The sequence below is a fragment of the Micrococcus sp. 093350064-1 genome (genome assembly GCF_053627955.1).
In genome coordinates, this window is sequence record NZ_JBSEYU010000004.1 from 71202 (window position 1) to 91432 (window position 20231).

A 20231-nucleotide genomic window follows, 5' to 3' on the forward strand; every position below is an offset into this window, starting at 1 on the left:
GTCAGGCCTCGAGCTCCATGACGGTCTTGCCGATGCGGATGGCCGTGCCGGGGCCCACGGGCAGCGCGCGGGTGACGGGGGCGCCGTTCACGTAGGTGCCGTTCGTGGAGCCGAGGTCCTCGAGGAACCAGCGGGTGCCCTGCGGGAACAGCCGGGCGTGGCGGCCGGAGGCGTAGTCGTCCACGAGCACCAGGTCGGCGTCCTGGGCGCGGCCCATCAGCAGGGGACGGCCCTCCAGGGCGATGGTCTGCCCGGCCTTCGGGCCCTCGACCACCCGCAGGGTCCGGGACAGCCGCGGGGCCGGCGTCGTCGGCGCGGACGCGGCGGGGGCCGGCGTCGACGCGGGCGCGGGTCGGTCGACCGCGGACGAGCCCGCCCCGGCGTCCCCGGCCGCGGGCGCCGCGGTGACCAGGCCGGCGTCGCGCTGGGCCTGCTGGAGGCGCGTCTTGTTGCGCCGGCCGACCACGAGGTCGCGGCCCTGCGCCATGACGATGGAGATGATCAGCACCCACAGGGCCAGCAGCAGGCCCATGCGGAGCACGGCGACGGCGAGCTCGCTCATGCGCGGCCCCCCGTCCCGCCGAAGAACAGCAGCTCGGTCTGGCCGACGGTCACCACGTCCCCGTCGCGCAGGGTGACGGAGCCGTCCACGCGGCGGCCGTTGACGAGCACGCCGTTGCGGCTGCCCAGGTCCAGGAGCGTGACCGTGGAGCCGACGGTGAGCAGGCGCAGGTGCTCGCGGGACACCGAGGAGTCCGGGATCACGAGGTCGGCACGCTCGGCCGAGCGGCCGAGGATCAGGTCGTCCCCGTCCAGGGGGAGCATGCGGCCGTCCAGCTCGAGGGCCGGGCCGGCGGGCCCGGTCACGGGGCGGCCCATCACGACGGTCGGCTGGTCGGCGTGGGCGGGGGCGGCGGGCGCGGTCGGGGCGGCGGCCCGGCGGGGCGCCGGACGGGGCCCGACGCGCGGGGCGGGGGAGGGCTTGCGGGGCGCGGCCGCCGGCAGGTCCTCGACCAGCCGGTCCGGCGCCGCGGCCGAGGCTCCCGGGCCGTGGGCGGTGGCGGGCGAGGCGCCGTCGTCGTGGGGGGCCGGGGCGGTGAGCGAGCCGTCGTCCAGGCGGGTGACCACGCGCAGGTCCCCGGCGCGCACGTCCGCGTCCGGGTGGAAGGCGACCCGGACCGTGCCGGGCAGCGCATAGCCCTGGGAGTCGGCGTGGCGGATGACCTCGTCGCACAGCTCGCTGGCGAGGGTGGACCCCCACGAGCGGGCGCGCTCGAAGTCGGCGGGGGAGAAGTGGACCACGTAGCTGTTGGGCGCGACCGTGTGGCCCTCCGACAGGGCGAGAGACTCGTCGTCCATCGCCTGCCGCAGGGCCGAGGCGATCTCCACCGGCTTGACCGCCCGCGGACCGCCGGCCGAGAAGGCCGAGCGCACGACCCGCTCGAGGCCGCGTTCGAGGTTGTCCAGAAGTCCCACGACGGGGCTCCTTTCCACAGTTGTCCGTCCCGATACTACGGGCCGGGCTGGGAGACCGCCGAGAACAGCGGCATTCTGCGGGGTGGAGCGCGGGTGGGCGAGGCGCCGGAGGGGGAGAGCCGCGGGCGTGGCGGGGACGCGGGGGCGGGCGTCGGGGCCGATTTGCATGCCCGGGCGGGCGGGGGTTAGAGTATTCCTCGCTGCCTGTGACGGTCGCCGGATGTCCGGGGCTGAGAGCGGGAAGCCACTCGCGCGAGTGGCGGAATTGGTAGACGCGCTGGCTTCAGGTGCCAGTGTTCGCAAGGACGTGGGGGTTCAAGTCCCCCCTCGCGCACCGAGGACGAAGGCCCCGGAACCACACGGTTCCGGGGCCTTCGGCGTTCCCGGGCTGATCCGGGCGCAGGGCCGCCCGCCCGACGCCGGCCCTCACGGCTTGACGCACACCACCGGGACGCGGGCCTCCAGGATGATCTGCTGCGCGGCCGATCCCAGCAGCAGCTTGCCCACGGGGGAGCGGTGCTTCACGCCCACCACGATCCGGCTCGCACCCACGCGCTCGGCGTGCTCGAGCAGGTCGCCGACGGCGTCCCGGCCGCGCTCCTGGGCGTGCGCCACGGACACGGCGACGCCGGCCTCGCGCGACTCCGCCTCGTCCGGCTCGGTCCCATCGAGGGAGAACCAGACCACGTCCTCTCCGCGCAGGGCCGCCTCGGCCAGGGCGGCCCGCCAGGCCGCGGCGCTCTCGGGGGTGCTGGTTCCGGTGCTGATGATCGTCATGGGGACCACTGTGCGTCATGGGCGCGGTCCCCGTCACCACCCGGACCGGTTGTCGTCGGTCACTCTGCGGACGAAGAGCGGACGCCGCCCCGCCGCGCTGTTACCGTGACCTCCACCACTCGCACCTGTCCCCGGCGCCACTCCCTGGCGGCGGGGTGTCTCTGTTAGGAACCGCCATGTCCTCCACCTCCCCCGACGGCCCCCCGCGCCGACGCACGGGGATCGGCCGGATCGTCTTCAGCGTGATCGCGGTGCTCACCGTGCTCGCGGCCTCCGCCTTCTCCATCCGCTCGGCCTCGGGAGGGAACGACATCCGCACCAACCTGACCCTCATCGCCCCCGCGGCCGCCGGCGGCGGCTGGGACTCGTTCCAGCGCGAGCTGCAGCAGACCATGCGCGTCAACGGGCTGGTGAACAACGTCCAGGTGGTCAACATCCCCGGTGCCGGCGGCAACATCGCCCTCGGCCAGCTGACCACGCTCGAGGACGCGAACAACCTCATGGTGGGCGGCACCGGCCAGATCGCCGCCCACGCGGCCCGTGGCACCGGCCCCGAGCTCTCCCAGGTCACCGCGGTCAGCCGCGTCGTCGAGGAATACAGCCTCGTGGTGGTCCCGGCGGACTCGCCGTACCAGAGCATGGACGACCTGGTGAGCGCCTGGCGCGCCGACCCCGCCCACGTGGCGTGGACCGGCGGCGGCTCCTTCGACCAGCTCGTCATGGCGGACATCGCCCGCACGGCCGGCGTGCCGGTCGCGGACACCACCTACATCCCGTCCGACGGCGGCGGCGAGGCCATCCAGGCCCTGCTCAACGGCACCGCCCAGGCCTCCGCCGGCGGCTTCGCGGACATCTACCCGCAGGTCGAGGCCGGCCGACTGCGCGCCCTCGGCGTGGTGGCGGCCGAGCCGCTGGCCGGCGTCGAGGAGATCCCGACCCTGCGCTCCCAGGGCTACGACGTCACGCTCACCAACTGGCGCGCCCTGTTCGTGCCCCCGGGCGTCTCCGCGGAGGAGCGCACCGAGCTCGAGGCCCTCATCGCCGAGGCGGTCGACACCCCCGAATGGAAGGAGGCGGTGCAGCGCAACTACTGGAATCCCGTGCCCCTCTCCGGCACCGAACTCGAGGAGTTCATCGCCGCCGAGAAGGAGCGCATCGGCACGCTGACGGAGGAGATCAAGTGAGCCACGCATCCACCGTCCCCCCCGCCGCCGACGCCCCCTCCCGCTGGGGGCGCGCCGCCGGGCTCTCCGGACTCGTCATGCCGGCCGTGCTGGCCGCGTTCAGCCTCTACCTGCTGCTGGGATCCCTGGCCATGGACACCGAGGGCGCCGACTTCCCCGGCCCGGACTTCTTCCCGCTGATCCTCGCGGTCGCGGGTCTCGTGATCGCCGCCGCGCTCGCGGTGGAGGTCGTGCGCGTACGCCAGTCCCCCGAGGGTCAGGCCGACGCGGACGGCGAGGTCGGCCAGGCGGCCGGTCCGCTGACCCTGTTCCACTCGGACTTCGGCGCGCTGGCCTGGTGCTTCCTCGGCTTCCTCGCGTTCGCCGTCCTGCTGCCCTGGCTGGGGTGGATCCTCGCCGGGGCGCTGCTGTTCTGGTGCGTCACGCGCGCGTTCGGCGCCCCGCACCCCGTGTTCGACATCCTCGTCGCCCTGTTCGTCTCCTCGCTGGCCTACCTCGGCTTCGCGGTGGCCCTGGGCCTGACCCTGCCCTCGGGCATCCTGGGAGGTGGCTTCTGACATGGAGACCCTCGGACTCCTCATGGAGGGCTTCGCCGGAGCCCTCACCCCCATGAACCTGCTCTGGGTGGTGCTGGGCTGTCTGCTCGGCACCGCGGTCGGCGTGATGCCCGGGCTCGGCTCCTCGATGGCCGTGGCCCTGCTGCTGCCCATGACCTTCGCCCTCGAGCCCACCGCGGCGTTCATCATGTTCTCCGGCGTGTACTTCGGCGGCCTCTTCGGCGACTCCACCATGGCCATCCTCATGAACACCCCCGGCCAGGCCTCGGCCATCGCTTCCACGTTCGAGGGCCACCGCATGGCCCAGGACGGCCGGGCGGCCCAGGCCCTGGCGACGGCGGCGCTCGGCGCCTTCATCGGCGGCATGGTGGCCTCGGTGTGCGTCGTGTTCCTCGCCCCCGTGCTGGCGGAGTTCTCCACGAGATTCGGCCCCGCGGAGTACTTCGCGCTCGCGCTCTTCGCGTTCGTGGCCACCTCCTCGGTGGTCGCCGACTCGGTGCTGCGCGGCCTGGCCTCTCTGGTGCTGGGACTGGGCATCGCCGTCGTCGGGATCGATGCGGTGACCGGCACCGAGCGCTTCACGATGGGCTCGCCGCAGCTGTTCGACGGCATCCCGCTGGTGACCGTCACGGTGGCGATCCTCGCGCTCGGCGAGGTGTTCCACGTGGCCTCCCGGGTGCGCCGCGAGCACGAGGACCTGCGCATCCGCCGCACCGGCCGGCCGTGGCTCTCGGGCGCCGAGTTCCGCGAGGCCGCCCCGGCGTGGCTGCGCGGCACGGCGATCGGCCTGCCGTTCGGTATCGTGCCGGTGGGCGGCTCCGAGGTGCCGACGTTCCTGGCGTACTCGGCCGAGCGGCGCCTGGACCGGCGCCGGGCGCATCCGCAGTTCGGCCGCGGCGCGATCCGCGGGCTGGCGGCCCCGGAGGCCGCGGGCAACTCGACCACCGGCATGGCGATGGGTGCCCTGCTCACGCTCGGCCTGCCCGTCTCCGCGACGGCGGCCATCATGCTGGCGGCGTTCCGCCAGTACGGGCTGCAGCCCGGCCCCCTGCTGTTCGACCGCAGCCCGGACCTCGTGTGGGCGCTGCTGGCGAGCTTCTTCATCGCGATGATCGTGCTGCTGGCGATCAACCTGCCGTTCGCGCAGCTGTGGGCCAAGCTCCTGCTGATCCCGAAGCACTACCTCTACGCGGGGATCACGCTGTTCTGCGGGCTGGGCATCTACGCCACCACGGGCGCGGTGTTCGACCTGCTGATGCTCCTGGGGATCGGCGTGCTGGGCTTCCTGATGCGGCGGTACGGCTACCCGCTGGCGCCGCTGATGATCGGCATGGTGCTCGGCCCGCTCGCGGAGACCAGCCTGCGCGACGCCCTGCTCAGCTCGGTCGGCGACCCGGCCGTGCTCGTCTCCACCCCCATCACGTGGGTGATCTACGGGATCCTGGCGATCGTGCTGGCGTTCTCCGTGCGGGCCGCCGTCGTGCGCCGGACGCGCCAGGACGTGTGAGCGGAGGCCGGATCCGCGCCCCCCGAGGCAACGCGGGTTGAGTTGTCACCGGTGTGCGGCCTCCGCACCCGTGACAACTCAACCCGCGTTTCTGGTGGGCGGCGGCCCCGCTCAGTAGTGGTACGTGTCCGACGGCGCTGTGATCGCGTTGTCCTGGTCCGGGTACCGCGTGGAGTGCACCCCGAACGCGGTGGCCAGCCCGAGGATCTTCTCCGCACGCGCCTTGCGGGGCAGGTCGGAGCCGTTGCGGATCTCGCCGCCGTCGGCCTCGAAGTCCGCAAGGAACTCGTGGGCCCACGCCAGCTCCTCCTGGGACGGGCTGAGCCCCTCGTTCACGGCCGCGCACTGCTCCGGCGCGAGGCACAGCTTGCCGGTCATGCCGAACTCCGCGGTCACCGCCGTCGCCTCGGCGAGCTTCACGCCGGTGGAGCCCACGGTCGGCCCGTCGATCGCGCCCGGCAGCCCCGTGGCCCGCGCCGCGATCGTGAACTGGGACCGCGTGTACGCCAGCGCCATCGGCGACTCGCCCAGGCCGGTGTCGCGGCGGAAGTCGCCGATCCCGAAGGCCAGCCGGAACGTGCCCTTCGCGGCGGCGATCGAGTCGATCCGCTGCAGCCCGCGCGCCGTCTCCACGAGCGCCACGACGGGCACGCCGGGCAGCCGTCGGGCGGTCTCGTTCACGTGGTCCGTGGACTCCACCATCGCCAGCACGACGCCGGCCAGGCCGCCCTCGGAGACCGGCCCGCCCAGGTGCGCGGGCAGGGCCGCGGCGAGCGCCTCGACGTCCTGCTCCCACCACCGCGAGCCGTAGCCGTTGAGCCGCACCCAGCCGGTGTGCCCGGAGGTCAGCCAGGCGACGGCGTCCCCGCGGGCCTGGTCCTTGTCCTTGGGGGCCACGGCGTCCTCGATGTCGAGGATGACGATGTCCGCGGCCGAGTCCTCGGCGGGCTGGAACCGTTCGGGCTGGGCGGCGTTGACCAGCAGCCAGGAGCGGGCGAGCTCCGGGTCGATGCGCTGGCCGGGCACGGGCTGGAACGCGGGGGAGGGGGTGATCGCGGCGGGCAGGGTCACGGTCATGAGGGGCTCCTTCACGGGGCTGGGGCGTCGGGCCGACGTCGCGGGCGGGGTGCCTCGCGCGGCGGACGGCCGGGGGACGGACCAGGTGGGCCCTGAGCGAGCGGCGTCGGTTCGACGCCGAAGGGCGCCGCGGGTGTGCGGCGCGTCCACAGCACAGTACACGCCACCGTGTCCGACGTCACCCGGGTGGGCGTGGATCTCGGCTCAGAAGGGGTGACGGGTGCGGGGGGAGCGCGTAGCGTTCATCGCGGTCCGGACGGCGTCGGCCGCGCAATGGGGCGCGGCCCTCCGCGCGTCGGTCGGGCCGCGACACATCCCTTCCCACCGGACCACGAGGACGCTCAATGACGAGGATCCCCGCCGAGGACGAGGCCGTGACGGCCCCGTCCTCCCCGCTCGACAACGCCCTGGCCCAGCTCTCCGCCGCCGTGAAGACGCTCGGCTACGACGAGGGCCTGCACCAGATGCTCGCCGCCCCCCGCCGCGAGATGGCCGTCTCCATCCCCCTGCGCCGCGACGACGGCTCCACCGAGGTGCTCCGCGGCTACCGCGTGCAGCACAACTTCTCCCGCGGCCCGGCCAAGGGCGGCGTGCGCTTCAGCCTGGACGTGGACCTGGACGAGGTCCGCGCACTGGCCATGTGGATGACCTGGAAGTGCGCCCTGCTGGACGTGCCCTACGGCGGCGCCAAGGGCGGGGTGACCATCGACCCGCGCCAGTACTCGAAGGCCGAGCTCGAGCGCGTCACCCGTCGCTACACCTCCGAGATCCAGCCGATCATCGGCCCCGAGGTGGACATCCCCGCCCCGGACGTGGGCACGGACGAGCAGACCATGGCCTGGATGATGGACACCTACTCGGTGAACGTCGGCCACACCACGCTCGGCGTGGTCACCGGCAAGCCCGTCTCGCTCGGCGGCTCGCTGGGCCGCGCCTCCGCCACCTCGGCGGGCGTGGTCTACGTGGCGCTCGCCGCGCTCGAGCACCTCGGCATCGAGCCGTCGCGGGCGACGGCCGCGGTCCAGGGCTTCGGCAAGGTCGGCGCCGGCACGGTCGAGCTGCTCGAGGCGGCCGGAGTGAAGGTCGTGGCCGTGTCGGACCAGTACGGCGCCGTGCGCGACGACGAGGGCCTGCACTACGACGCCCTGCAGAGGCAGCTCTGGGACACCGGCTCCGTGAAGGACACCCCCGGCACCGCGCCCATGGACGCGGACGAGCTGCTCGAGATGGACGTGGACCTCGTGGTCCCGGCCGCCGTGCAGTCCGTGCTGACCGAGGAGAACGCCCCGCGCGTGCGCGCCCGGCTGGTCGTGGAGGGCGCCAACGGCCCCACCACGGGCGAGGCCGACCGCATCCTCGAGGAGAAGGGCGTCCTGGTCGTCCCGGACATCCTGGCCAACGCCGGCGGCGTGATCGTCTCCTACTTCGAGTGGGTCCAGGCGAACCAGGCCTACTGGTGGAGCCGCGAGGAGGTGGACGAGCGCCTGAAGCGGCGCATGGTCGCCGCATGGAAGGCGGTGCTGGCCACCTCCGAGAGCCGCCGCGTGAGCCTGCGCGAGGCCGCCACCCTGACCGCTGTCCAGCGCGTGGCCGAGGCCCACCGCACCCGCGGCCTCTACCCGTGACGGGGGGCGGCCCCGCCGCCTGACCCCGTCCGGCCGCCCGAGCGCGGCCCCGCTGCCCGACCGCGGGCCGACGGCCCGGAACCCCGGAGGTTCCGGGCCGTCGTCGTGGGCGGACGCGGCCTGATGTGCCCCCGGACCGTGACCTCCGTCTCTATTTCGAATTTTGACGATCAAGCGTGGACGGCCTGCCCGGATGATGTTTGAATTTGAAACAAGTTCGGAGGCCCAGGAGCCATCGCCGCCGCGGCGGCCCACCCCGGACACACCAGACAGACCCGCTTCAGAAGGAGCACCCCATGAACGCCATTACCACCGGAACCTGGAATCTCGACGCCGCCCACTCGGACGTCGACTTCGTCGTCCGCCACGCGGGCATCTCCAAGGTGCGCGGCACCTTCCACGCCGTGGAGGGCCAGCTCGTCATCGCCGAGCAGTTCGCCCAGTCCTCCGTGGACGTGACCGTCGACGTCGCCTCCATCAGCACCAAGAACGAGGGCCGCGACGGCCACCTGCGCTCCGCCGATTTCTTCGACGTGGAGCAGTTCCCCACCATGACCTTCCGCTCCACCGAGGTCCGCGGCGAGCCCGAGGAGTTCACCCTGGTCGGGGAGCTGACGCTGCACGGCGTCACCCGGACCGTGGAGCTTGAGGCCGAGTTCGGCGGCCAGGACAAGGATCCCTTCGGCGCGACCCGCGTGGGCTTCGAGGCCACCGGCGAGATCTCCCGCAAGGACTTCGGTCTGACCTGGAACGCCGCCACCGAGGCCGGCGGCGTCCTGGTCTCGGACAAGGTGAAGCTCGAGATCGGCGCCGCCTTCGTGCTGTCCGAGGCCGACGCCCAGGCCTGAGCCTGAGTCGACCTCGCGCGTCGAGACCGGGTCCCTCGATGAGGGGCCCGGTCTCCTCATAGGGTGGGGCCCATGATGGCTTCGAAGACCCCGCACCAGAACGTCACGTTCGACCTGCCCACCAAGGACGCCGGCCAGGACGGCGACCGGACGGGCCACGGCTACCTCGCGCTGCCCGCCTCCGGGAAGGGCCCCGGCGTGATCGTGATCCAGGAGTGGTGGGGCCTGGTGGACCACATCAAGGATGTGTGCGACCGCCTCGCCGACCTCGGCTTCGTCGCGCTCGCCCCCGACCTCTACGGAGGCTGGATCGCCCACGACGGCGACGAGGCCGGCGAGATGATGCAGAACCTGCCCGCCGAGGAGGGCGCCCGCCAGCTCGCCGGTGCCGTCGACTGGCTCCTGGCCCGGGACGAGGTGACCTCGCAGACCGTGGGCGCGATCGGCTTCTGCATGGGCGGCGGCTTCGTGCTCGCCCTCGCGGCCCAGCAGGGGGACAAGGTCTCCGCCGCCGTGCCCTTCTACGGCGTGGGCCAGGGCGTGCCCGGTGACTTCTCCGGCGTCACCGCCGCCGTCCAGGGCCACTACGCCGAGCAGGACGACTCCTTCCCCGTCGAGGACGCGCGGAGGCAGGAGCAGCAGATCCGCGAGGAGTCCGGGGCCGACGTCGAGTACTTCTACTACGACGCCCCGCACGCCTTCCACAACGACGAGAACCCCCAGGGCAACTACCGGCCCGAGGCCGCCGCCCTCGCCTGGGACCGCGCGGTCTCCTTCCTGAAGGAGAAGGTCCGCTGAGCGGCTCCCGTGGCGGCCGGGGCGGGAAGTCCCGCGCGAGCAGGGGCGGCCCCGCCCGGTCCACCCGCTCCGGCGGGCGTGGCGTGGCCAAGGGCGTGAAGCCCGCGGGCCGCGCCGGGGGCGAGGGCCGGCGTCGTCCCGCGCCCGCGCCGCCGGCCGACCTGCCCGTCCCGCCGGAGACCCTCTTCCTGGCCACCATCCCCGGGGCCACGCCGTCCACGTGGGTGGAGCGGTTCACCACGCGCCAGCGCACGGTGCAGCTCGTCAACCACGACGACGCCGCCCAGCTGGCCCACCTCGCCCACGACGACGCCGGTCAGCCCCGCCACTTCCTGCCGCAGCTGGGCTATGTGCGGCGCCGACGCGACGTGTCCGCCGAGGAGTTCCTGCGCGCCGGCGGCGTCGACCCGGGCCACGTGCACCTCGTGGGCGTGTACTCCGAGCTGCCGGTGGTGTGCGTGGGCAAGGACCACCTGCTCGCCGCCTGGGACGTGGACGCGGACGGCCCCGTGCCGCCCGCCGAGCTCGACCCGGACGAGGAGCTGGACCCCGCCCGCTTCGCCCCGGCCCCCAGCGCAGAGCCGATGGACGCCGCCGAGCCGCCCGGCGCGGGCGAGCGGATGGCCCTGGAGATCGCCCCGGCTGGCGCCGGCCACGTCGTGCTGCCGATGTCCGTGGCCCGCATGTTCGGCCGCAAGGACGTGATCGTGCTGCCGCTGGCCTCCACCCTCGACGACACCGTGGGCCTGTCCCGCGCCGACCGCGAGGCCGCCGCCACGCGGTCCGCGCTCGCGGACGAGCAGGCGCGGGCCGAGGCGGAGGCGGGCGCCGCCGTCGTCGACGGGGCGGATCCCGCGGGCCAGGGCGACGACGAGGCCCGGCACCCCGGCTGGGACGTCGCCCTGGCCTGGCTCAAGGCGGCCGACTCGGAGCTCGTGCAGGCGTTCGTGGGGGTGGCGCGCGGGCGGCGGGGCGCCAGCTCGCGCTGAGGGCGGGCCTGCCTATGCTCGGAATGACCCGCATCACACTCAAGGAGGGCGCATGTCCGAGCATCAGCAGCACGTCGGCCGCCGGGATCCCCGGATCAGCGACGAGGCCATCGAGCGCGGCCGCCGCGCCCACGAGCTCGACCGCGCGCACGTGTTCCACTCGTGGAGCGCGCAGCGCGACCTCACACCCATGACCATCCTCGACGCCGAGGGGTCGTGGGTGTGGGACGGCGAGGGTCGGCCCATGGTCGACTTCAGCGGGCAGCTCGTCTTCACGAACGTCGGCCACCGCCACCCGAAGATCGTGGCCGCGATCCGGGAGCAGGCCGAGACGCTCGCCACCGTGGCCCCGCAGCACGTCAACGACGCCCGGTCCGAGGCGGCCCGGCTGATCACGGAGCGGCTGCCGGAGTCCATCAACCACGTGTTCTTCACGAACGCGGGCGCGGAGGCCAACGAGCACGCGGTGCGGATGGCACGCCTGCACACGGGCCGGCACAAGGTGCTCTCCGCGTACCTCTCGTACCACGGCGCCACGCGCCTGACGGCGAACCTGACCGGCTCCCTGCGGCGCGTGGGCTCGGACTCGGCGTCCGACGGCGTCGTGCACTTCCAGCCCGCGTACACGTACCGCTCCGCGTTCGGCTCGGAGAGCGACGAGCAGGAGGCCGAGCGCGCGCTGGCCCACCTGCGCGACGTGATCGAGCTCGAGGGCCCCTCCACCGTGGCCGCCGTGATCCTCGAGGCCGTCCCCGGCACCGCGGGCATCTTCCTGCCGCCGCCCGGCTACATGGCCGGCGTCAAGGAGCTGTGCCGTGAGCACGGGATCCTGCTGATCATCGACGAGGTCATGGTCGGCTTCGGCCGCGTGGGCGAGTGGTTCGGCCACCAGCTGACGGGCGTCACCCCGGACATCGTCACGTTCGCCAAGGGGGTCAACTCCGGGTATGTGCCGTTGGGCGGCGTCGCCATGAGCGACGACGTCTACGAGAGCTTCGCGACCACGCCCTACCCCGGCGGCCTGACCTACTCGGGCCACCCCCTCGCGTGCGCGGCCGCCGTCGCCGCGATCACCGCGATGGAGGAGGAGGGCATGGTCGCCCATGCGAAGCGCATCGGCGATCAGATCATCGGGCCGCGCCTGGCCGAGATCGCTGCGGCCCACCCGAGCGTGGGCGAGGTGCGCGGCGCCGGCGCGTTCTGGGCCGTCGAGCTGGTGAAGGACCGGCAGACCCGGGAGCGGCTGGCCCCGCTCGGTCAGGTGGCGCCCGTGATGGGGCGGATGATGGCCGAGGCGAAGGACCGCGGGCTGCTGCTGTTCATGGCCGAGAACCGGTTCCACCTGTGCCCGCCGCTGAACATCTCGGACGAGGACCTGCGCTTCGGCCTCGACGTGCTCGACCAGGTCCTCGCCCTCGCCGACGAGGAGGTCGCGGCCGGCTGACGGGGCCCGCCCCCCGCCCCGCCTCGCCCTGCCCGCCCCCGCCCAGCGTTTTCGAACGTGAAAGGGGGGTTCTCAGCGCTTTCGGTCGTGAGATTGGCCCTATCTCACGACCGAAAGTGCGCGTGGCGCGGGATCGGGGTCAGCCGAGCCGGCCGGCCTCCGAGGCCTCGAACTGCTCCTCGTCCTCGGGCACCGGCTCGGTGCCGCGGGCGCGGGCGATCGCCGTCATGAGGTGGTACACCACCAGGGCGGCGACCGTGCCGAGCGTGATGCCGCCGAACACGAGCCCGCCGACCACGAGCTGGGGGTCGGCGATCGCGATGATCAGGCCCGCACCCGCCGTCATGAGGTTCACGGTGTTGGAGAAGTCCACGCGGTTCTGCACCCAGATGCGCACGCCCATCATGCCGATCATCCCGTAGAGGATGATGCCCGCGCCGCCGGCCACCCCGGCCGGGATGGTGGCGACGGCGGCCCCGAACTTCGGCAGGAACGCGAGGGCGATCGCGGTCAGGCCGGCCACCCAGTACGCCGCCGTCGAGTAGACGCGCGAGCTGGCCATCACGCCGATGTTCTCCGCATACGTGGTGGTGCCGACGCCGCCGCCCGCGCCGGAGAGCATGGTGGACAGGCCGTCCGCGATCAGGGCACGGCCGGTGAGCGGGTCCAGGTCGCGCCTGGTCATCAGCCCGACGGTCCTGACATGGCCGATGTTCTCCGCGACCAGCACGAGCACGACGGGCAGGAACAGGGGCAGCAGGTCCCAGCGCAGCTCCGGGCCGTGGAAGGGCGGCAGCCCGATCCAGGCGGCCTCCCCGACGGCGGCGAAGTCCACCTGGCCCTGCGCGAGGGCCAGCACGTAGCCCACCACGATGCCCACGAGGATGGACAGGCGGCCCAGGAGCCCCCGGAACGTCACGGCCGTGAGCACCACCGCCAGGGCCGTGCCGAACGTGGTGACCGGCACCTCCTGCATGGCCGTCGTCGTGGCGCCGGCGAGGTTGAGGCCGATCAGGGCCACGATCGTGCCCATCACCGCCGGCGGCATGAGCGCGTGGATCCACCCGGTGCCGGCGCGGTGCACGATCGCGCCGATCACCGTGAGCAGCAGGCCCGTCACCAGGATGCCGCCGAGCGCGGCCCCCGTGCCGCCGATCGCGGCGGCGGCCGTCAGGGGTGCGATGAACGCGAACGAGCTGCCCAGGTACGAGGGCAGGCGGTTGCCCGTGATGACCAGGAAGAGCAGGGTGCCCAGGCCGGAGAAGAGCAGCGCCGTCGTCGCGGGCATGCCGGTCAGGGCGGGCACGAGCACGGTGGCGCCGAACATGGCCATCACGTGCTGCACGCCGATGCCCACGGTCCGGGGCCAGCTCAGCCGCTCGTCCGGGGCGACGACGGTGCCCGGGGTGATGGTGCGGCCGTCGCCGTGGAGGCGCCAGCCGGGGCCGCGCGAGGGCCGGGTGGGGGTGGGGGACATGGCCGCCTGCCGAGGGGTCGGGGATGGGGGTGTCGGGCGTTTCTCGGGGGCCTGGAAGCCTGAGCACAGCCCCGGTTCCGCGCCGGTGATTAGGGTACCGTGGGGCGCGTGGCTCAGTACTGTGGTGTGATCGGAGAGGCGCTCGTCGACGTCGTGGTCTCGGACACCGCGACCCCCCGCGTGCACGTCGGGGGCAGCCCCCTGAACGTGGCCGTGGGCCTGAGTCGGCTGGAGCGGCCCGTCCTGTTCGCCGGCCGCCTCGGCCGCGATGCGCACGGGGACATGATCGCCTCGCACCTGCGGGAGAACGGCGTGCGCTGCCTGCTCGAGCCGGATGCCGCCGCCACCTCCGTGGCCACCGCCCGCCTGGACCCCACGGGCGCCGCCAGCTATGAGTTCGAGCTGGACTGGACGCTGCCGCCCGCCGCCGCGCTCGCCCGGGACTTCGACGACGCCGCCGGCGGCCCGCTGCACCACATGCATGCCGGCTCCATCGCCACCATGCTCGCCCCCGGCGACGCCGAGGTGATGGCCCTGCTCGAGCGGATCTCCGCGGTCACGACCATCAGCTACGACCCCAACGTGCGGCCCACGATCGTGCCGGACCGGGCGTTCGCCCGCGCCCGCGCGGAGGAGTCCGTGCGGCTGGCGGACGTGGTGCACGCCTCGGACGAGGACATCGCGTGGCTGTACCCGGACCGCCCGCTGCGCGAGTCGCTGCAGGCGTGGCAGCAGATGGGCCCGGCGTTCGTGGTGATGACCCGCGGCGCCGAGGACATCGTGGCCGTCACCGCGCACGGCGTGGTGGAGCGCCCGATCGTGCCCGTGGACGTCGCGGACACCGTGGGCGCCGGCGACTCGTTCACCGCCGCCCTGCTCGCCGCCCTCGACGACCGCTCCCTGCTCGGCGCCGCGAACCGCGGCCGCCTGCACGCGATGGACCCGGCCGACGTCGAGTCGGTGCTGATCTACGCCTCCCGCGCGTCGGCGATCACGGCCTCCCGCCCGGGGGCGGACCCGCCCACGCGGGCCGAGCTGGCGGACTGACCCCACGCCCTCCCGTCCCCGCACGAATCTGTTGCGCATCCGACCCTTCCGGCGGGCGGGGACGCCCCCAGAAGGGTCAGAGACGCAGACGATCCCGGCCGCCTCAGAGCAGGCCCAGCCCTCGCACGGCGTCGCGCTCGGCCTCCAGCTCGGCGACGGTCGCGGCCAGCCGCCCGCCCTCACCCGGCAGCACGGACTCGTCCGGCTCCAGCCCCGGCACGATCCGCCACGCGGTGCCGCCGTCGGAGGTCACGGGGAACGAGCTGATCAGCCCCTCCGGCACCCCGTAGGAGCCGTCCGAGACCACCGCGGCCGACGTCCGGCGCGGCGCACCGTCCGCGTCCACACCGGTGCCGAGGGTCCAGTCGCGCATGTGATCGATCGCCGCGGACGCCGCCGACGCCGCCGAGCTCGCCCCGCGCACCTCGATGATCTCCGCGCCCCGCCTCGCCACGCGCGGCACGAACTCCTCGCCCGCCCACACCGGGTCCACCACCTCGAGCGCCGGCCGCCACGTCCCGTCCACCCGCACGCGGGCGTGGGTGAGGTCCGGGAACTGGGTGGCGGAGTGGTTGCCCCAGATCGTCACGCCGGACACGTCCGTCACCGCGACGCCGGCCCGCGCCGCCAGCTGCGCCACGGCCCGGTTGTGGTCCAGCCGGGTCAGCGCCGTGAAGCGCTCGGCCGGCACGTCCGGGGCGTGCGCGGCGGCGATCAGCGCGTTGGTGTTGGCCGGGTTCCCGACGACGACGACCCGCACGTCCTGCGCCGCGTGGTCGTTGATCGCCCGGCCCTGCGGCCCGAAGATCCCGCCGTTCGCCTCGAGCAGGTCGCCGCGCTCCATGCCCTTCGTGCGCGGCCGTGCGCCGACGAGCAGCGCGTGCTGCACCCCGTCGAAGGCGCGGGCCGGGTCCTCCGTGACCTCCACGTCGGCCAGCAGCGGGAAGGCCGCGTCGGCGAGCTCCATGGCGGTGCCCTCCGCGGCGCCCAGGGCGGCCGGGATCTCGAGCAGGCGCAGCCGGACCGGGGTGTCCGGGCCGAGCATCCCGCCGGCGGCGATGCGGAAGAGCAGCGCGTAGCCGATGTTGCCGGCGGCGCCGGTGACGGTGACCGTGCGGGGCGTCGTCGACGCGGGGTCCGGGGCGGTGTCCTGTGCGGTGGTCTGCTGTGCGGTGTCCACGCCCCCATCGTGCCCCCGCTCGCCCGCGGAGGACACCCCGGCCCGCCGCACGGCCCCGGCCTAGACTGGGCGCATGCCCGCCCTGCCCCTGCCCTCGCGCCGTCCGCGGATGATCGCGACGGACCTGGACGGCACCATCATCGGGTACCGGCACACGCGGTCGGGGCGCCTGAGCCCGCGCACCATCGCGGCGCTGCGCGAGGCCCACGACGCCGGCGTCGAGGTGGTGTTCGTGACCGGCCGTCCCCTCCGCTGGCTCGGCCCGCTGAGCGCGCAGCTGGGTCCCGTCGGCCCGGTGATCTGCTCCAACGGCGCCGTCGTCGTGGACACCGCCACGGACGACGTCCTGATCGCCCACCCCATGCCCGTCGAGGCCGTGTGGACCGCCACGGACCGGCTGCGCGCGCTGGACCGCACCGTGTCCTTCGGTGCCGAGACCCTCGAGGGCTTCTTCTGGGAGCACGCGTTCTCCGAGCGCGCGGAGTTCCGGGCCGAGGTCCACGCGGCGGCCACGCTCGAGGCCGCGCTGCCGGGTCGGCTGGGCGTCGTGAAGCTGCTGGCCCGCTCGGACACCCTGTCCCCGGACGCCTTCCTCGCCGCGGCCCGCGCCGAGCTGGACGAGCTCGTGAGCGCCACGCACTCCGCGCCCGGCATCGCGCTCGTGGAGATGTCCGCGCCCGGCGTGCACAAGGCGGCGACCCTCGCCGAGTTCGCCGCGAGCCGGGGGGTCGCGCCGGCCGACGTCGTCGCGTTCGGGGACATGCCCAACGACCTGGAGATGCTCCAGTGGGCCGGTCTCGGCCTGGCCGTGGCCTCGGGCCACCCGTCGCTGCTGGCCGCGGCGGACGGCGTGGTCGGGGCGTGCGACGACGACGGGGTGGCCGCCACCGTCGAACGCCTGCTGGAGCTGCCCGCGGACTGAGCCGCGGGCCGGCCCCGGCGGTCAGAGGAACTCGTACGGGTCGAACGCCTCGACGTCGATCACGCGCAGGCGCGGCAGGGACGAGTCGAACGCGCCCACCGTGTGCTCGAGGTCGAAGAACTCGACCCCGGGGATGCGGCGCAGCTCGTGGGAGAGGAACTCCTCGAAGCCCATGATCCCGGTGCGTCGGCCCGGCGTGGCCGCGAGGTCGGTGAGCTGGGGGGCGAAGTCGGAGTCGTGGCTGACGAGGACGACGTCGTCCTCCCGGCCCAGCAGCGCCTCCGCGGTGCGCTGGATGCCGATGTCCACGACCTTGCCCTCGCCGCGCAGCATGATCGGCTGGAAGCCGAGGGCGGTGAGCGCCTGGACGAACGGGATGGGGATCTCGCCGTCGATGGCGAGGAAGAACAGGCCCTTGACCGGCTGGTCCCAGCGGTCCTCGAGGTAGCCGAGCAGGCGCTTCCAGCGTGGCCGCTCGTCGGGCTGGGGGCGCCGCTGCAGGATGGACGTGCCGAGGGTGGCGTCGATGTTCTCGCCGTCGATCAGCAGGTAGGTGGTTCGCTCGCTCACGCTCTTGAGGCTACCCGCTGGGATGGACGTCGGTCAGCGCGCGCGGTCGAACGGGGCCGTCAGCAGGCGGACGACGCCCTCGAGCGGCCCCGCGCGGAACGGGCCGACGCGCACGACGGCCCGCCACAGCAGCGGCAGCAGCAGCGCGCCGACGACCAGCACGGCCAGGTTGAACCACGTGTCGTCCGCGCCGGTGGCGCTGCGCCACGGCCCGGGTCCGAGCCGCCGCACCCAGCCGAGGTACCACAGGTGCGCCACGTACACGGACAGCGTCATCGCGCCGGGCACGGCCAGCAGCCCGGCCCGCCGCGGCGCCAGGGCCGCGCACGCACCGAGGACGGCGAGCACCAGGCCCGTGTCCAGCAGGGCCTCCGCGGGGGTCGCCGTGTAGGGCACGGGGGCGGCGCCGGTCTGCGTCCGGGACAGGGCGAGCACGACGCCGGCCAGCGCGATCCCCCCGGCCGCCCAGGCGAGCCCCGTGAGCCGTGCGCGCCGGGCCGGGGCCGCCGTCGTCGTGCCGTGGACGGTGGCGACCAGCACCGCCCCCAGCAGCGCCCACGCGAGGAACAGGGGGAGACGGTACGGGCCGTCCGTGAGGAACGCGGAGACCCACGGGGTCAGCGTCGCGCGGCTCAGCCCGAGCGCCTGCGCGGCGGGGAGGAGCCGGTCGACGACGTCGGCCGTCGGTGTGGCGGCGAGCAGGAGGCCGCCTCCGCCGGCCAGGACGGCGAGCACGAGGTGCGCGGCGAGGGGGAGGGCGGCCAGCAGTGCCATGAGCACCGTGAGCACAGCCAGGTGCGCCAGCACGTTCACGACGGCCGCCCCGAAGAGCCCGGTCAGCCACGCCGCCCCGAACAGGGCGGCCGCCCGCACAAGCGCGCGGGGCACGGCCCGGCCACGGCCCAGCCACTCCACCTCGAGGCGCGCGCCCACGCCCACGAGCGCCGCGAACAGGGGCGCGGTGAGGTGCTCGGAGAGGTGGAGCACCCCACCCGGGCCGCCGGCGGGCGCCGTGTGGGCGACCATCATCGCGACCAGGGCCAGGCCGCGCGCGACGTCCACCCAGACCAGGCGGCCCCGGGCGGTGTGGGTGGCGGCGGGAGCGTGGGAGGAGGGGGCGGGCACGGCGACCTCCGAGGTGGGGGACTCAGTCCAGGACGCGGGTGAGGTCGGCGTCCTCGTAGCGGACCGGCTTCGAGCCGGTGACGAGCTTGTGGCCGAGCCACAGCGCGAGGAACAGGGGCAGGCCGATGTAGGCGGTGGCCACGGCCACGAGGTCCACGTCGCCCATGAACGCCTGGTAGTTCTGCCCGAGGATCACGACGGCGCACATGACCAGCGCCACGATCGGGCCCAGGGGGAACAGGAAGGCGCGGTAGGGCAGGTCCTTCGAGTCGTGGCCCTGCGCGACGTAGGCCCGCCGGAACCGGTAGTGGCTCCAGGCGATGCCCATCCACACGATGAACCCGGCCAGGCCCGAGGCGGAGACGAGCCACACGTAGGCGGCGCCGTCCCCGATGAACGTGGTCAGGAAGCACGCCGCGCCCACCGCGGTGGTGGCGTAGAGGGCGTTCATGGGCACGCCGCGCCGGTTCACCTTCGCCAGGAAGCGCGGGGCCTTGCCGGAGTCGGCCAGGGCCCAGAGCATGCGGGTGGAGGCGTACAGGCCCGAGTTGCCCGCGGAGAGGATGGCCGTGAGGATCACGGCGTTCATCACGGAGGCGGCGGCGAGCACGCCCGCGTTCTCGAAGACGAGCGTGAACGGGGAGATCGAGATGTCCTCGACGTCGCTGCCCAGCAGGTGGGGGCTGGTGTAGGGGATGAGGAAGCCGACGACGGTGATCGCGCCGACGTAGAAGAGCAGGATGCGCACGAACACGGTGCGGATCGCCTTGGGCACGTTCTTCTCCGGGTCCTCGGCCTCGCCCGCGGCCACGCCGACCAGCTCGGTGCCCTGGAAGGAGAAGCCGGCCACCATGAAGATCGCCAGGATGCCGGCGCCGCCGCCCACGAAGGGGGCCTCGCCGTCGGTCCAGTTGTGGAAGCCGGGGGAGGAGCCGCCGAGGATGCCGACGATCATCAGGACGCCGAGCACCAGGAAGATCACCACGGTGGCGACCTTGATGAGCGAGAACCAGAACTCGCTCTCGCCGTAGGCGCGCGTGGAGAGGGCGTTGAGGCCGAAGAGCAGCGCGAGGAAGGTCGCGGACCAGATCCACGAGGGCACGTCCGGGAGCCAGTACCGCATGATCAGGGCCGCCGCGACGAGCTCGGCGGCCACCGTGATCGCCCAGTTGTACCAGTAGTTCCAGCCGATGGCGAAGCCGAACGAGGGGCTCACGAAGCGGGTCGAGTACTCCTCGAACGCGCCGGAGACCGGCAGGTACGTGGACATCTCACCGAGCGACTGCATCAGCAGGAACACCATGAAGCCGATGGCCACGTAGGCCGCAAGGGCGCCACCGGGGCCGGCGGTCGCGATGGTGTTGCCCGAGGCCACGAACAGGCCCGTGCCGATGGCGCCGCCCATCGCGATCATCGTCAGGTGCCGGGATTTGAGGGTGCGCCGCAGGGAGCCGCCCTCGGGGGTGATGTGGGCGGCGGAGGCGGGCGGCGTCGACGGGGACGTCCGGGGTGCGCTGGTGTCCACGGTGGCCTTTCGGTGGAGGAGCGGTCGGACGCGCGTCGAACGCCGCGGCGTCCCACCCTGCTGCACGGTGGTAGAAGGGTATCCCGGATGCTCGGGCCGGCGG

Annotated in this window: 19 protein-coding genes and 1 tRNA gene; 11 read left to right on the forward strand and 9 right to left on the reverse strand. The window is 73.8% G+C overall.

What is annotated here, in order from left to right; genetic code table 11:
- Nucleotide 1: 1 nt before the first annotated feature.
- Together ACUW6W_RS05735 and ACUW6W_RS05740 are read right to left on the reverse strand one after the other, a co-directional pair.
- Nucleotides 2-562, reverse strand: coding sequence for an FHA domain-containing protein FhaB/FipA (locus ACUW6W_RS05735; protein ID WP_036313377.1), 561 nt, complete (start codon nucleotides 560-562; stop codon nucleotides 2-4).
- Nucleotides 559-1476, reverse strand: a complete 918-nt coding sequence (locus ACUW6W_RS05740) for an FhaA domain-containing protein (protein ID WP_144859597.1) — start codon at nucleotides 1474-1476, stop codon at nucleotides 559-561. The genes ACUW6W_RS05735 and ACUW6W_RS05740 overlap by 4 nt, the downstream gene beginning before the upstream one ends.
- Nucleotides 1477-1726: 250 nt before the next feature.
- Here ACUW6W_RS05740 and ACUW6W_RS05745 point away from each other — a divergent pair.
- Nucleotides 1727-1810, forward strand: a tRNA-Leu gene (locus ACUW6W_RS05745).
- Between the two features lie 92 nt (nucleotides 1811-1902).
- On the opposite strand, the gene ACUW6W_RS05750 is transcribed toward ACUW6W_RS05745, so the two are convergent.
- Complete coding sequence (locus tag ACUW6W_RS05750; RefSeq protein WP_002858206.1) at nucleotides 1903-2253, reverse strand: universal stress protein; 351 nt, start codon at nucleotides 2251-2253, stop codon at nucleotides 1903-1905.
- 176 nt (nucleotides 2254-2429) lie between these two features.
- Here ACUW6W_RS05750 and ACUW6W_RS05755 point away from each other — a divergent pair, with 176 nt between their 5' ends.
- Genes ACUW6W_RS05755 through tctA form a run of 3 tightly spaced genes read left to right on the forward strand, consistent with a single transcriptional unit; the run spans nucleotide 2430 to nucleotide 5501 of the window.
- Nucleotides 2430-3437, forward strand: coding sequence for a tripartite tricarboxylate transporter substrate binding protein (locus tag ACUW6W_RS05755; RefSeq protein ID WP_036316525.1), 1008 nt, complete (start codon nucleotides 2430-2432; stop codon nucleotides 3435-3437).
- Nucleotides 3434-3994 (forward strand): tripartite tricarboxylate transporter TctB family protein, encoded by a 561-nt coding sequence (locus ACUW6W_RS05760; protein ID WP_036316524.1) that lies wholly within the window; start codon nucleotides 3434-3436, stop codon nucleotides 3992-3994. The genes ACUW6W_RS05755 and ACUW6W_RS05760 overlap by 4 nt, the downstream gene beginning before the upstream one ends.
- Before the next feature lies 1 nt (nucleotide 3995).
- Entirely contained in the window at nucleotides 3996-5501 is a 1506-nt protein-coding gene (gene tctA / locus ACUW6W_RS05765) for a tripartite tricarboxylate transporter permease TctA (RefSeq protein ID WP_036316522.1), read from the forward strand.
- Nucleotides 5502-5612: 111 nt separating this feature from the next.
- Here the strand turns inward: tctA and ACUW6W_RS05770 are convergent, their stop codons facing one another.
- Nucleotides 5613-6578: an HpcH/HpaI aldolase/citrate lyase family protein gene (locus tag ACUW6W_RS05770; protein WP_052007077.1), complete on the reverse strand. Its 966-nt coding sequence runs from the start codon at nucleotides 6576-6578 to the stop codon at nucleotides 5613-5615.
- A gap of 344 nt (nucleotides 6579-6922) precedes the next feature.
- Between ACUW6W_RS05770 and ACUW6W_RS05775 the strand changes: the two genes are divergently transcribed.
- The 5 genes from ACUW6W_RS05775 (at nucleotide 6923) to ACUW6W_RS05795 (ending at nucleotide 12282) form a co-directional block, all read left to right on the forward strand.
- The gene (locus tag ACUW6W_RS05775) at nucleotides 6923-8203 is read left to right on the forward strand and encodes a Glu/Leu/Phe/Val family dehydrogenase (protein WP_044659845.1); all 1281 of its coding nucleotides are present in this window, start codon (nucleotides 6923-6925) and stop codon (nucleotides 8201-8203) included.
- A gap of 296 nt (nucleotides 8204-8499) precedes the next feature.
- The gene (locus ACUW6W_RS05780) at nucleotides 8500-9051 is read left to right on the forward strand and encodes a YceI family protein (RefSeq protein WP_044659846.1); all 552 of its coding nucleotides are present in this window, start codon (nucleotides 8500-8502) and stop codon (nucleotides 9049-9051) included.
- Nucleotides 9052-9123: 72 nt separating this feature from the next.
- A complete protein-coding gene (locus tag ACUW6W_RS05785) occupies nucleotides 9124-9849 on the forward strand; it encodes a dienelactone hydrolase family protein (protein ID WP_036316518.1) in 726 nt (241 codons plus the stop codon).
- Between the two features lie 83 nt (nucleotides 9850-9932).
- Complete coding sequence (locus ACUW6W_RS05790) at nucleotides 9933-10838, forward strand: hypothetical protein (protein ID WP_230278094.1); 906 nt, start codon at nucleotides 9933-9935, stop codon at nucleotides 10836-10838.
- Between the two features lie 52 nt (nucleotides 10839-10890).
- Nucleotides 10891-12282 (forward strand): aspartate aminotransferase family protein, encoded by a 1392-nt coding sequence (locus ACUW6W_RS05795; RefSeq protein WP_044659848.1) that lies wholly within the window; start codon nucleotides 10891-10893, stop codon nucleotides 12280-12282.
- Between the two features lie 139 nt (nucleotides 12283-12421).
- On the opposite strand, the gene ACUW6W_RS05800 is transcribed toward ACUW6W_RS05795, so the two are convergent.
- On the reverse strand, nucleotides 12422-13759 hold the full coding sequence (locus ACUW6W_RS05800; protein WP_230278095.1) for a uracil-xanthine permease family protein: 1338 nt from the start codon (nucleotides 13757-13759) through the stop codon (nucleotides 12422-12424).
- 126 nt (nucleotides 13760-13885) lie between these two features.
- Between ACUW6W_RS05800 and ACUW6W_RS05805 the strand changes: the two genes are divergently transcribed.
- Nucleotides 13886-14806 (forward strand): carbohydrate kinase family protein, encoded by a 921-nt coding sequence (locus ACUW6W_RS05805; protein WP_010079702.1) that lies wholly within the window; start codon nucleotides 13886-13888, stop codon nucleotides 14804-14806.
- Between the two features lie 103 nt (nucleotides 14807-14909).
- Here the strand turns inward: ACUW6W_RS05805 and ACUW6W_RS05810 are convergent, their stop codons facing one another.
- The gene (locus ACUW6W_RS05810) at nucleotides 14910-15986 is read right to left on the reverse strand and encodes a malate dehydrogenase (RefSeq protein WP_336574632.1); all 1077 of its coding nucleotides are present in this window, start codon (nucleotides 15984-15986) and stop codon (nucleotides 14910-14912) included.
- A gap of 73 nt (nucleotides 15987-16059) precedes the next feature.
- Here ACUW6W_RS05810 and ACUW6W_RS05815 point away from each other — a divergent pair, with 73 nt between their 5' ends.
- A complete protein-coding gene (locus ACUW6W_RS05815; protein WP_135040620.1) occupies nucleotides 16060-16908 on the forward strand; it encodes an HAD family hydrolase in 849 nt (282 codons plus the stop codon).
- A 21-nt stretch (nucleotides 16909-16929) separates the two neighbouring features.
- Here the strand turns inward: ACUW6W_RS05815 and ACUW6W_RS05820 are convergent, their stop codons facing one another.
- The 3 genes from ACUW6W_RS05820 to ACUW6W_RS05830 are packed head-to-tail and all read right to left on the reverse strand — an operon-like array spanning nucleotide 16930 to nucleotide 20128.
- On the reverse strand, nucleotides 16930-17478 hold the full coding sequence (locus ACUW6W_RS05820) for an NYN domain-containing protein (RefSeq protein WP_069941155.1): 549 nt from the start codon (nucleotides 17476-17478) through the stop codon (nucleotides 16930-16932).
- A 33-nt stretch (nucleotides 17479-17511) separates the two neighbouring features.
- Nucleotides 17512-18603 carry a hypothetical protein gene (locus ACUW6W_RS05825; protein WP_158184766.1) on the reverse strand — a complete coding sequence of 364 codons (1092 nt, stop codon included), beginning with the start codon at nucleotides 18601-18603 and terminating at the stop codon, nucleotides 17512-17514.
- A 22-nt stretch (nucleotides 18604-18625) separates the two neighbouring features.
- On the reverse strand, nucleotides 18626-20128 hold the full coding sequence (locus ACUW6W_RS05830) for an amino acid permease (RefSeq protein WP_454179923.1): 1503 nt from the start codon (nucleotides 20126-20128) through the stop codon (nucleotides 18626-18628).
- Between the last annotated feature and the right edge of the window lie 103 nt (nucleotides 20129-20231).